The organism is Bifidobacterium pluvialisilvae (assembly GCF_019331695.1).
Classification (GTDB): domain Bacteria; phylum Actinomycetota; class Actinomycetes; order Actinomycetales; family Bifidobacteriaceae; genus Galliscardovia; species Galliscardovia pluvialisilvae.
Genome location: NZ_JAHBBI010000004.1, coordinates 102,073 through 115,215, shown reverse-complemented (window position 1 = coordinate 115,215; position 13,143 = coordinate 102,073). Strand labels below are relative to the sequence as shown.

Annotated in this window: 9 protein-coding genes; 4 read left to right on the top strand and 5 right to left on the bottom strand. The window is 61.7% G+C overall.

Annotated elements, in window-relative coordinates; translation table 11 throughout:
* Positions 1-127 precede the first annotated feature (127 nt).
* Together orn and KIH77_RS04645 are read right to left on the bottom strand one after the other, a co-directional pair.
* The gene (orn, locus tag KIH77_RS04650; protein ID WP_219099943.1) at positions 128-835 is read right to left on the bottom strand and encodes an oligoribonuclease; all 708 of its coding nucleotides are present in this window, start codon (positions 833-835) and stop codon (positions 128-130) included.
* 76 nt (positions 836-911) lie between these two features.
* Positions 912-1,955, bottom strand: a complete 1,044-nt coding sequence (locus KIH77_RS04645; protein WP_219099942.1) for a LacI family DNA-binding transcriptional regulator — start codon at positions 1,953-1,955, stop codon at positions 912-914.
* A 375-nt stretch (positions 1,956-2,330) separates the two neighbouring features.
* Between KIH77_RS04645 and KIH77_RS04640 the strand changes: the two genes are divergently transcribed.
* The 4 genes from KIH77_RS04640 (at position 2,331) to KIH77_RS04625 (ending at position 9,489) form a co-directional block, all read left to right on the top strand.
* Positions 2,331-4,088: a glycoside hydrolase family 13 protein gene (locus tag KIH77_RS04640; RefSeq protein WP_219099941.1), complete on the top strand. Its 1,758-nt coding sequence runs from the start codon at positions 2,331-2,333 to the stop codon at positions 4,086-4,088.
* 283 nt (positions 4,089-4,371) lie between these two features.
* Positions 4,372-5,640, top strand: a complete 1,269-nt coding sequence (locus KIH77_RS04635; RefSeq protein ID WP_219099940.1) for an MFS transporter — start codon at positions 4,372-4,374, stop codon at positions 5,638-5,640.
* 645 nt (positions 5,641-6,285) lie between these two features.
* Positions 6,286-7,023 (top strand): hypothetical protein, encoded by a 738-nt coding sequence (locus KIH77_RS04630; protein ID WP_219099939.1) that lies wholly within the window; start codon positions 6,286-6,288, stop codon positions 7,021-7,023.
* Positions 7,024-7,767: 744 nt separating this feature from the next.
* Positions 7,768-9,489: an aryl-sulfate sulfotransferase gene (locus KIH77_RS04625; RefSeq protein ID WP_219099938.1), complete on the top strand. Its 1,722-nt coding sequence runs from the start codon at positions 7,768-7,770 to the stop codon at positions 9,487-9,489.
* Between the two features lie 194 nt (positions 9,490-9,683).
* On the opposite strand, the gene guaB is transcribed toward KIH77_RS04625, so the two are convergent.
* The 3 genes from guaB to KIH77_RS04610 all read right to left on the bottom strand — a co-directional run bounded on the left by guaB (position 9,684) and on the right by KIH77_RS04610 (position 13,139).
* Positions 9,684-11,228, bottom strand: coding sequence for an IMP dehydrogenase (gene guaB, locus KIH77_RS04620; protein ID WP_219099937.1), 1,545 nt, complete (start codon positions 11,226-11,228; stop codon positions 9,684-9,686).
* 66 nt (positions 11,229-11,294) lie between these two features.
* The gene (locus KIH77_RS04615) at positions 11,295-11,819 is read right to left on the bottom strand and encodes a Cg1360 family ATP-synthase-associated protein (RefSeq protein WP_219099936.1); all 525 of its coding nucleotides are present in this window, start codon (positions 11,817-11,819) and stop codon (positions 11,295-11,297) included.
* Between the two features lie 75 nt (positions 11,820-11,894).
* Positions 11,895-13,139: an MraY family glycosyltransferase gene (locus KIH77_RS04610; protein WP_219099935.1), complete on the bottom strand. Its 1,245-nt coding sequence runs from the start codon at positions 13,137-13,139 to the stop codon at positions 11,895-11,897.
* Positions 13,140-13,143: the final 4 nt, after the last annotated feature.

Genomic DNA, 13,143 nt, shown 5'->3' with positions numbered 1-13,143 from the left:
TGTGGATGATCCGATGGATGGTGCCATTATCGGGAGTCTGCGTCACACGAGGACGTAAACCACTGTAAACGCCGTATGAACTCCCGTCCATACGGCGTTACAGAACGAATGCCCTACAAAGGACGATTTAGTAATCGGCCTTTTCCGGTGTATTGACGTCCTCCACCGGGTTGCCGTTCTCCTCGTACTTGCGCAGGAGGCTGGTGGCTTCGATGTCGGCGGCGATGGCCTTGGCCTCGGCGGTGTCCGGTCCGGGGGCGGGCGTGAAGAACGCCTTGCGGTAGTAGCGCAGCTCGTCGAGCGATTCGATGATGTCGGCGAGCGCGCGGTGGCCGCCGTGCTTGGCGGGCTTGTTGAGGTACACGTTCGGGTACCAGCGGCGCGAGAGCTCCTTGAGGGTGCTGACGTCGATGACGCGGTAGTGCAGCAGGCTCATGAGGTCGGGCATGTAGCGGTCGAGGAACTTCTTGTCGCTGCCGACGGAGTTGCCGGCGAGATGGGCCTTGCCCTTGGCGGGCAGCCACTGCTTCACGTATTCGACGACCTTGCGCTGGGCCTCGTCGAGCGGCAGACCCTCCTTGTTCCATTCGTCGATGAGCCCGGAGGAGGTGTGCATGTTGCGCACGAAGTCGTTCATGTGCGCAACGGCGGCGTCGGACGGCTTGATGACGAGGTCGATGCCTTCGTCGAGCACGTTGAGGTCGAAGTCGGTCGGCACGACGGAGACCTCGCACAGTTCGTCGTGGAAGATGTCGAGCCCCGTCATCTCGCAGTCGATCCAGATCATGCGCGAGGCCGCGGAGTCAAAGGTCTCGTTGTCGTTATGCGATGCCATGTTCGCCCTTTCACCTGTGGTATTGGAACAGGCAAGCATACCTCTTCGCCATGATTTCGCCCGGTGCCGGGCGATGTCACGCCGCGGGTTCGGCGGCCTGGCCTGTGGTGTCGCGCAGGACCATCGACGTGGGCATGATGGCGTAGGGGTGTTCGAGCCGTTCGCCGCGCATGAGCGCCAGCGCCCGCATGGCCGCCTGCCGTCCGGTCTCCACGGGGTTCTGGTGGATGGTGGTGAGCCCGGCAATGTTGGCGATGTCGCTGTCGTCGAATCCGATGACGGAGACCTCGCCGGGGATGTCCCAGCCAAGGCGGCGCAGTTCCTTGATGAGCGAGGCGGCGCAGCCGTCGTGTTCGACGCAGATGCCGGTGGGCCTGACGGGCGCGCTGAGCAGCTGGGCGGCGATGCCGGAGTATTCCTCCTGCTCCCCCGGCACGCCGGAGCGCATCACGGACGGCACGATGAGCACGTCCTCGTCACGGTATCCGGCCTCCCGCACCGCCTCGCGGAATCCGTTGGCCCGGATCTCCGCGCTGCAGACGAACGGCGAGACGACCGGCTGTTCGATGTAGGCGAGGTGCCGGTGCCCGAGCGAATGCAGGAGTCGCACGGCGCTGCGCATGGCGGCGAAGTCGTCGATCTTGGCGGAGGCGTCGAGGCCGTCGTCGGACGGGGTGTTGAGTCCGATGACCGGCACGGTCAGCTCCGAAAGGACCTTCTTCTTGTCGTCGTCGAGGTCGAACGAGACGACGATGACGGCGTCGACGTTCTGGTTGTTGGGCAGCGCCTTGAAGAACCGGTCGAGGTCCTGCTGCTCCCACATCACGTTGGGGATGACGTCGTACCCCTGCCGGGACAGCACTTCGTAGATGCCCTCGAACGCGTGGGAGTTGAACCAGCTGCTGATCTCGTTGGGCAGCAGCACGGCGACCTTCATGGTCTTGCCGCTCGCCAGCGACGACGCGCTTTTCGAGAACGAGAAGTTGAGGCGTTCCGCCGCCTCCTCGACGCGTTTGCGGGTGTCGGGATTGACCTTGTCCAGCCCCCTGAGGGCGCGGGACACGGTGGATACGGAGACCTTGGCCGCTTCAGCCACGTCGGTGATTGTGGTTCTTGCCATCATTCGCCTCCTTTGCCGATGTATGGCTGCATTGCTTACTCATGTAGTGTTCATTATACATAAAAACGCTTGCAGCTTTACCCATCATTGCAATTCCAACGTTTTAACGCTCACATTACCACGACACGCCGATAACGTTTTGATAAATTTTATGCAAGCGCTATTATCGATACCAACGCAACACATACCGGAAACGGCACCCAAACAACCGCCTAAGATTCAATAGTCAAAGGAGACAACGAAAACGTAGGCAAAACTTACCATTCCCAAGCCTTTGATTATCGTTTCCGCTAATGCAAACGCTTTTATAGAAATCGAAAACGCTGAATACAACCGTTTTGACTAGAACGTTCAAAACCAGTTCAAGGAGGAGTCATGGCACAGAACGCAAGCAGCGACCCGGCACTGTGGTGGAAGCAGGCCGTCGTCTATCAGGTCTATCCCCGCTCATTCAAGGATTCCAAGGGCTCCGGCCTCGGACAGATCGCCGGCGTGACCGAGAAGATCGACTACCTCGCCAAGCTCGGCGTCGACGCCATCTGGCTCAGCCCCTTCTATCCCTCCCAGCTCGCCGACGGCGGCTACGACGTCGACGACTACCGCAACGTCGACCCCAAGCTCGGCACCATGGATGACTTCGACGCACTCGCCAAGGCCGCCCACGCCAGGAACATCAAGGTCGTCGTCGACATCGTCCCCAACCACTCCTCCAACCTGCACCCCTGGTTCAAGGAGGCGCTCGCCGCGGCCCCCGGCTCCCCCGAGCGCGACCGCTACATCTTCCGCGACGGCAAGGGCCCCAACGGCGACATCCCGCCGAGCAACTGGGAGAACCACTTCGGCGGCCCCGCCTGGACGCGCGTGCCCGACGGCCAGTGGTACCTCCACATGTTCACCAAGGAGCAGCCCGACTGGAACTGGAACAACCCCGAGGTGCGCGCCGACTTCATCAAGACCCTGCGCTTCTGGCTCGACCACGGCGCCGACGGCTTCCGCGTGGACGTGGCCCACGGCCTCGCCAAGGACCTCGACCGCGACGACCTCGACAACTACGTCGTGTGGTGCACCTCCGACCAGCCCGACGACGGCTCCCACCCGGTCATCGACCGCGACGAGGTCCACGAGATCTACCACGAGTGGCGCAAGGTGTTCAACGAGTACGACCCGCCGGCCTTCGCCGTGGCCGAGGCCTGGGTGCAGCCCAACCGCCAGTACCTGTACGCCAGCCCCGACGACCTGGGCCAGATCTTCAACTTCGAATTCGCCAAGAAGGACTGGATCCGCGACGCCATGCACGAGGCCATCGAGGAGGGCATCGCCAGCGCCGACCGCTCCGGTTCCTCCGCCACCTGGGTGATGAGCAACCACGATGTGGTGCGCCACGCCACCCGCTACGGCCTGCCGCAGGTGCCGACCAGCGAATACCACCAGCTCGCCAAGGACTGGGTGCTGCGCGACGGCACCACCTACCCGCTCGACAAGGAGCTCGGCACCAAGCGCGCCCGCGCCGCCATCCTCATGGAGATGGCCCTGCCCGGTTCCGCCTACGTGTACCAGGGCGAGGAGCTCGGCCTCTTCGAGGTGGCCGACCTGCCGTGGGACCGCGTCGAGGACCCGTCCGGCCACCGCACCTCGCAGGCCGCCAGCACCAAGGGCCGTGACGGCTGCCGCGTGCCGCTGCCGTGGACCGCGACCGACGCCCCGAAGCTCGAGTACCCCGACGACGAGTTCGGCACCGGCGGATCCTTCGGATTCTCCCCCGCCGACGCCGCCGAGGAACCGCACCTGCCGCAGCCGGCATGGTACAAGGACTTCGCCGCTGACGTGGAGGACGCCGACCCGGACTCCATGCTCAACCTCTACCGCAAGGTGCTGGAGCTGCGCCACAAGCTGCAGACCACCGACCTGAGCATCGAATGGCTGCCCGAGGACCGTTCCAGCGGCAAGCCCGACGGCGCCAACGGCTTCACCGGAGGCACCATCGCCTACAAGCGTGCCAACGGCTGGGCCTCGATCACCAACTTCGGCGCCGACCCGGTGGACCTGCCCGCCGGCGAGCTGCTGCTCACCTCCGGTCCGCTGACCGAGGACGGCAAGCTCCCCCAGGACACCTCCGCCTGGCTCCAGCTCTAACCCTCATCATCCCGCCCCTTTCGACGATGTGACCCCGGAAGAGAGGGGTGCATGATGCTCGACCGTAGGCTAGCGCCCGGCTTGTTCGGGCGCGGGGCCGCTGAGCCGTTAAGCAAACAGTCCGGCGGACTGTTTGTAGGCGATGCGAGCGCGATGCATCGAGCGCGAGGGCCAGCGTCAGCTGGCACCTTGAGTGTGTCGAGCATCATGCGCCCCGACCGACCACCAATCCCACATACTTCATTCGAATAATCAGCAACTCAAGGAAGAGGAGAAAAGGAAAATGACCACTGCAACAGTGAATCCGACTCCCGCAAACACCAAGTCGGAGAAGTGGCGCTATGTCGGCGGCTTCATGGCCTTCGCCGTACTGTCCGGCGTCGCCTTCTTCGGCACCATGTCGGTGCTCGTGCCGCAGCGTCTGCGCGCCGACCTCGGCATGGACGCCACCACGTCGACCGCCGCTCTCGGTACCATCAACGCAGCCGGCTCCATCGCGTCGATCTTCATCGCGCTGTTCATCGGTGCGCTCTCCGACCGCACCGCCAGCAAATGGGGCAAGCGTACCCCGTGGATCTTCACCGGCGCGTTCATCTACGGCATCTGCTTCTGGTCGCTGAGCCGCCCGTCCACCGCCGTGCTCATCGGCGTCTTCTACGTCATCGCCCTCATCGGTCTGAACATGGTGCAGGCGCCCATCTACGCGTTGATTTCCGACCGTGTCGAGGAATCCAACCGTGCGACCGTCTCCGCGGCCATCGGCGGCGGCGGCGTGATCGGCCAGGGCATCGGCACTCTCATCGGCTCCCGCTTCATCGAGAACGTCGAAGTCGGCTTCATCTGCACGGGCCTGTGTGCCCTCGCCGCCGGCGTGCTCGCCGTGGTCATCACCCCGAAGGAGCCGTCCAGCAAGGACATGGTGAAGGACACCTCGAAGCCGATGTGGAAGGTCATCATCGAGTCCCTCACCCCGCCGCTCAAGGACTGCGGCGACTTCTACCGCGCGTTCATCTGCCGCACCTGCCTGATTGTCGCCTACCAGATGATCTTCAGCTACCAGCTGTACATCCTGACCGACCACATCCACGAAAGCACCGCGCAGGCCGCCGTCTCCATGTCCGTGATCTCCGTGCTCACCATGGTCGCCTCCATGGTCGCCTCCCTGATCTCCGGCCCGATCGCCGACGCGCTGCACCGCCGTAAGGCCCCGATCGCCGTGGCCTGCGCCGTGTTCGCCATCGGTCTGGCCATGCCGTGGATCTTCCCGACCCAGATGGGCATGTTCCTCTTCGGCGGCATCGCCTCCTTCGGCTACGGCATGTACCTCTCCGTCGACCAGGCGCTGAACGTGGACGTGCTCCCGAACAAGGAGACCGCCGGCAAGGACCTCGGCTTCATGAACATCGCCACCTGCGCCGGCCAGGCCATCGGCGTGGCGATCACCTCCAGCATCGTCGCCGCCACCCACTCCTACAACTTCGTGTTCCCGACCGCCATCGCCATGGCCGCGATCGCCGCGATTGCCGTCCTCGGCATCAAGCGCGTCAAGTAACACCCCACCAGTAACACCCCGTGGTCCGGTCGCCGACCCAATCCGGCCGGACCACACCCCACAAGACGTACCATCCCGTCCATCCCTCCCCAAGGTCCTGCAGCCCAAAAGGCGGCAGGACCTTTTTCCATGCCCTACTGTTGTCACCTCGCAGTATTCCCCCAGACATTCCCGCGTAAACCGCCCCAAAAGCGCCGCCAAATGTCTATGATTGGAAAATGTCGTGCTTATCCAATGATGTAGGCCAACACCAGAGAGGGGACATCATGAGCGAAGAAAACAACCCTGCCAGCAACCCTGCCGAGAACATCCCATCGGAAAACAACGACTCCTCGGCTTCCGCCGATCAGCCGCCAACGGCTCGGGGGGGGGGCACAGCCTCTAGGAGCTGATCAGACACCATCCGTCAGCCCGGCGCCATCAGCCGCACAACCCCAAACCCCACAACCCCCATTCCACAATCCTCCGCAGAGCGCTCCATTACAGGCAACGCCCCCGAACCAAGCTCCCATTAATCCCGGACCACAATACCGACCGGCTCCGGAATATGGCGCTTACGCCCAACCGAGTCAGAATCAAGGCAGTACCGCTTACGGTTCACCGCAGAATCTTCCTTCCGCGCATCCTGTACAGCCGCAAACGAGAGTGATTTCTCTAAAGATATGGCAATTTGCGCTCAGCCTATTGGCCGCTTTTCTAGTAGGAATAGTCGTTCTTGTCTCTTTGGCATTGGTCATTCCAAAAGAAAACACATATACGCAAGCCGAAATGGATAACATCCAGAAAAAACTGGACGATGAAACATCTCGAGCAAATAAAGCAGAAAAACAATATAAAGCGCTGAAAGAACTTAACCAGCTTCTCACCGACAATGGAGGTTCCGATTCGAGCAGTGAAAATCAGAACGATGGTTCCGGGACGGATTCCCAGAACCGCAACAAACTTGCAGGAGAGACGGAAACCAACGGCGCTTTGTCCATGACATTCAAATCCATGAATGAACCCGGAAGCGTTCCTCAGGAATGGAATGGCCAGCAGCCGAATCTCACGCCTTCAAGCGGAACGAAATTCCTCTCGATACAGGTTGCGGTCAAAAACAACAGTAAAGAGCCGATAGACCTCACCTGCGGATATCCGTTGGAAATCAAAGCCATGAATGAAAGCGACCAGCTATACACCCCCATTGATGATCTGTTCAAAATCCCCGGGAATCCGGGATGCAACGATATGCTTCAGCCCGGAATAACAGCCAACATCAGCTATGTATTCAATGTTCCCTCAGACGCCAAAATGATCGGGTTTGTCTGGCGCGATAGAACGGATTTAGCAGCCCAGAACAAATATGCAACATTCGTCTTCAAAAAAGGCTACTCGATTCAGTGACAGGTGCAATCATAAATGATTGTGCACCATTGACCTTTCGGCTCGATATTGTCAAAAAGTATTACAGTGAATCGAACATCTCCGTCTACGAGGAAACCGGCTGATTCCGATGGATGAAGCGACAATCCGGCGGATTTGTGGCATCGTCCATGAGAAAAGGCCTCATTGCGATGGACGACGCCGCACAATAGTGGTTTTTGCGGCGTCGTCCATCAAGATTTGACGGTCGGGATTCAGGAATCGTTGGAATCATGCGGTTTTGAAGAGCCGACTTCCCCAGCCGTCATGGACGACGGTGCATTTCATGCGAAAATGCGCCGTAATCCATGGGAATCACCCTATTTTCGATGGACGACGGCGTCATAATGACGAAAAGCGGCGTAATCCATCGAACACGAAGCGAAATCATGGATTACACCGTATTCACAGCATTGTTGCGGGGGAATCCATCGTCATAGAAACGGTGGAGGCAATCAGGCAGACGCACACGCCCACACCATGGCAATCATCCGGCGAGATATCACCTCTGACGTCATCCATGGCGACCGGGGAATATCATCCTCAGGGATGATTGCGGGAGTTCGCACGCGGCTTTCAGTTTCGGTCCAGATTCAATGGAGACGGCGACCGTAGATTGAAGGCATTCGCGCGCGAATCCACGCATCGGGCACACCAGCCGTGCGCAGCGTGTGCGGCCATCCGCACACGCCATGCCGCGCGCAGTCGTCCCGTCGAAAGGCCAGTATGAACATCGCGCAAGCCGTCGGACTCCGGGAATCCCCGGATTCCCAAACCCGACCATCCGTCTCCGCCCGTACCCGTCGCACCATACAGACCGTGTGCAGCGCGGTCGTCGCCGTCGCCATGGCCGCGACGGTCGGCATCGTCGCGTTCTCCACGCAACGGGCGTCCGCGAAGACCGACGTCTCCTCCGAAATCAAGAGCATCTATACGAAGGAATACCAGGAGGCGGCGCAGACCAAACTCGACGAGAAGAAGTCGTCCGGCAGCTGGACAGCCGACCACATGCTGGTGGAGAACAACCCGTATGGGACCAACACGACGTCGCTGTACGTGTATTTCAAGACCGACGACATCGTCAAGGTCTCCTATACGGTGAGCGCACCATCGACCGACTACCCCGACTTCTCCGCCACACCGTCCGGCGGCGACGGCTACTCCACCGTGCATGAGTTCCAAGTCCTTGGTCTGATTCCCGGCAAGAGCAACGACATCACCATCACGATGACCAAGCAGGACGGCAGCACCACCACGCGTGTCATCCACCGCACGGCACCGGCCACCATCGGCGACGAGCAGGTCCAGCTCGACCATTCCGTGACGCAGGCCGGCACCGAAACGCAATACGCCGGCACGATGGGCAACGGCCTGTACGCGGTGCTCGGCAACGACAGCAACGAACAGGACCTCATCTACCTGTATGACGATTATGGCGTGCTGCGCGGCGAAATCCCCATCCTCTACTATCGCGCACAGCGACTCGTCTTCAAGGACGGGCTCATGTACTACAGCGCCTCCACACACGACATCGTGGCGATGAACAGGCTCGGCCGCATCGAGAAGTTCTACAATCTCGGCGACCGCTACATCCTCCACCACGACTACGTGTTCGACGACGACGGCGACCTGCTCGTGCTCGCCACCGACATGAAGGGCAACTCCGTGCAGGACAAGGTCGTGCGCGTGAACCTCGCCACCGGCAAGACCACGCTGGCGGTCGACATGGGCACGCTCATGACCTCATACAAGGCAAGCACCAAGCATGACGCCGACGCCAAGGCCACGTCCACCGACAGCGGTTCGGACGCATGGGACTGGATTCATCTCAACACCATCCAGTACGTGGCCGACGACGATAGCATCATCGTCAGTTCGCGTGAGACGTCGTCCATCATCAAGATCGACGATGTGAGCACCAAACCGACGCTCAAATACATCATCGGCGAGAAGACGTTCTGGCAAAGCACCGACTATGCGACATACAACCTCGCCAAGATCGGCGACTTCCCCAGTTCAGGCGGCCAGCACACGGTGACGGTCGAGAAAGATGATTCGCTGCCCGACGGCCAGTACTACATCTACATGTTCAACAACAACGGCGGCGTGAGTTCGACGACCGACTACGACTGGTCGCAGATCCCCGGCATGGTGACGAATCTCGCATCGAAGGACACGAGCAACAAATCGTACTTCCAGAAGTATCTCGTCGATGAGAAGGCGGGCACGTACAGGCTGGTCAAACGCTTCGCGGTGCCGTATTCAGGGTATATCAGCAGCGCCGAGGAGTATTCGGACGGCACGATCATCACCGAATCGGGCATCAAGGGCACATGGGACGTATACACCGCGGATGGCACGCTGCTGCGCGACTACACGATGAAAATCAACAGCGTGTTCATCTACCGCGTGTTCAAATACGATTTCCAGGGGTTCTGGTTCGCGTAACGCCGCGATACCGCCCGCCCGGGCACCGAAATACGGGCGGATGACCCCGGTACCTGGAATTTGCGGTGTCTTTCGGTCGTTTTTCGCCATGAAAACGACCGAAAGACACCGCAAGTAGCCGGCCACCGTTCACGTTCCCTTGGTGGGGACGGAACGGTGGCCGGCTACTTGCGTGGGTTCAGCGTGATTCAGGATCAGCTGTGGAAGCCGGTGTAGTTCGGGGCCTCCTTGGTCATCACGATGTCGTGCGGGTGAGATTCACGCAGCGCGGCGTCGGTGATGCGGATGAACTTGCCCTTCGCCTGCAGCTCGGGGATGTTGTGGGCACCGACGTAGAACATCGTCTGGTGCAGGCCGCCGACCAGCTCGTACAGCACGTAGTTGAGCGGTCCGCGGTAGGGCACCTGGCCTTCGACGCCTTCCGGCACGACCTTGTCGGCGGTGGTGACGTCGGCCTGGAAGTAGCGGTCCTTGGAGTAGGACTTCTTGCCACGCGGGGCCATGGCGCCGAGGGAGCCCATGCCACGGTAGATCTTGTACTGCTTGCCGTGCAGGAGCACCTTCTCGCCCGGAGCCTCCTCGCAGCCGGCGAGCAGGCCGCCGAGCATCACGGAGTCGGCACCGGCCACGAGGGCCTTGCCGATGTCGCCGGAGTAGTGGATGCCACCGTCGGCGATGCACGGGACGTCGAACTCCTTGCAGGCGCGGGAGGCCTCGTACACGGCGGTGAGCTGCGGGACGCCGACGCCGGCGACCACGCGCGTGGTGCAGATGGAGCCGGGGCCCACGCCGACCTTGACGGCGTCGACGCCGGCCTCGATCATGGCCTTGGCGCCGTTGTAGGTGGCGATGTTGCCGCCGATGATCTGCACACCGTCGAAGGCGTGGTCGGCCTTGATGCGACGGATCATGTCGAGGGCCAGACGGGCCTCGCCGTTGGCGGTGTCGACGACGAGCACGTCCACACCGGCCTCCATGAGGGCGGTGGCGCGCTGCCATGCGTCGCCGAGGAAGCCGATGCCGGCGGCCACGCGCAGACGACCCTGCTCGTCCTTGGTGGCGTCCGGGTACTGCTCGGTCTTGACGAAGTCCTTCACCGTGATCAGGCCGGCGAGCTTGCCGTTGCCGTCGATGAGCGGGAGCTTCTCGACCTTGTGCTGGGCGAGCAGACGGTGGGCGTCCTCCTTGGAGATGTCGGCCGGGCCGGTGATGAGGTTCTCCTTGGTCATGACGTCGGAGACGCGCAGACGGTCGTAGTCGTCCGGGTTCACGAAGCGCATGTCGCGGTTGGTGATGATGCCGACCAGATGGTCGTCCTTGTCGACGACCGGCAGACCGGAGACGTGGTAGGCGGCGCACAGCTTGTCGAGGTCGGTCAGCGTGGCGTCGGGCTGCACGGTGAGCGGGTCGGAGATCATGCCGGACTCGCTGCGCTTGACGATGTCGACCTGGTTGGCCTGGTCCTCGATGCTGAGGTTGCGGTGGATGACGCCGATGCCGCCGTTGCGGGCCATGGCGATGGCCATCTGGGCTTCGGTCACCGTGTCCATGGCGGAGGAGAGCACCGGGGACTTCATGGTGATCTCGCGCGTCAGGCGGGTCGAGGTATCGACTTCGGACGGGATGACGTCGGTCTCGTTGGGGAGCAACAGAACGTCATCATAGGCCAGTCCAAGCTGCTGGAATGGAGTGGCGAGCGGTTTGTATGTGGACTCTTGTTCTGAAGTGTTAGAAGCCATAGATTTACTCTATAGGCGTGCGTAGACCTCATTACCATTTCGTGTCTTGGACACGAAATCGGCGTCTCAGTCCTTGGAAGAATCGCGCGTCGGCGGGTCGACATACGGGACGCGCGACGTGGCGGCCGTATGCACCTCGGCGGCAAGGATGATCATCGCGCCGACCAGCAGCAGGATGGCGCACAGCTTGGGATTGAGCCACGTGGCGTCCTTGATGCTCAGCAGAATCACCGCCACGATGGCCACCTTGATCATCCAGCCGAGCAGGAACCAGGTAAGATACGCGGCCGGACGCAGGTGCATACGGCTGAGGATGGCCACGAGCACGGGGTTGGACAGGCAGAACAGCACCACGGCCACCAAGGCCATGACCGCCGACCAGATGCCCGGCAGGCCATAGAACATGTAGCCCACGATCACGCCGACCACGGCGAAGATGCCGATGAACAGCAGGCTCTGGTAGATGGCCCGGTACATGAGCTCCCAGATGGTCTCCTCGCCGGCGCGCTTCGGCCGGCCGAAGCGGCCGCGCGGCTTGTCGCCGGTCTTCTCGTCGGTGGTGATGTTGTCGTCGGTGGTCTTGTCGTTCATCGTGTCTTCCATCCGTCGTCGGTAATCGTCGTTTTGCGTATCGTCGGTGTGCATGCCGTCAGTGCGTTTCGCGTTTCAGTGCGTTTCGCGTTTGTCATCCGGTCCGGCCGGCGTACGGCCGGGCCGGCGGTGTCGTCCCGTCGTAACCGTATCCGTGCTATGTTTCGGACGTCCCATATTACCCTTCGCCGATTCGCGCGCGGCGGACATGGCGGCGTTCTCCTCGCGAATCTCGGGGATGCGGCGGCGGAAATACGGGTACAGCGTGGCGAACGTCAGTATCGCGGCGGCGATGACGAAGCCGATGGCCACGTATCTGACGCTGAAGAACAGGACCATGATCGAGCCGAAGGCGATGAGCGCCGCCCAGCCCCATAGGATGAGCACGGCCCCCTGCACCGTGTGCCCGATGCGCAGCATGCGGTGGTGCAGGTGCATGCGGTCGGGGTGCATCGGCGACTGGCCCTTCGCCAGACGCCTCGTAATGGCCAGGCACATGTCGAGCACCGGCAGGAACAATACGAGCACGGGCAGCAGTATCGGCATGAACATGGGCAGGAAGATGCTGGCGTGGATGGTCGTCGGGTCGAGGCGCCCGGTCATGACGATCGACGCGCAGGTGACGAGATAGCCGAGCAGCATGGAGCCGGAATCGCCCATGAACAGTTTCGCCGGATGCCAGTTGTGCAGGATGAACCCGACGCAGATGCCGACGAGGGCCACGTCGATCATCGTGGCCATCGACGCATAGCTGGGTGAATTGCGGGCGATGATGTACGAATAGATGGCGAACGCGACGCCGCCGATCGCCACGATGCCCGACGACAGGCCATCGAGGCCATCGACGAAATTCACGGCGTTGATGGACGCCACGATGAGGATGGCCGTGATGGCCATGGACATGCTCGGCGACGCGGCGACGAGGGAGCCGAACGGCAGCGACACCACCTGCAGTCCTCCCCATGCCACGAACACGGAGATGATGAGCTGGCCGGCGAGCTTGAGCATCCAGTCGAGGTCCCAGCGGTCGTCGCACACGCCGAGCAGGCAGACGAGCACTGCGCCGATGGTGATGATCCACGGCTGCAGGGAATTGTGGAACAGCCCGCGCGTCAGCGACAGCCGGCTGGCGAAGCACATGGCTACCACGAAGCCGAGCATCATGCCGACGCCGCCCATGCGAGGGGTCGGCACCGTATGCACGTCGCGGGCGCGCACCTGGCCGACCGCGCCGAATTCGATGGCCACGTGGCGGACGATCGGCGTCAGCAGGAACGTCGCGCCGCCGGCAATGGCGGCGATGAACAGGTAGATTCTCATGTGC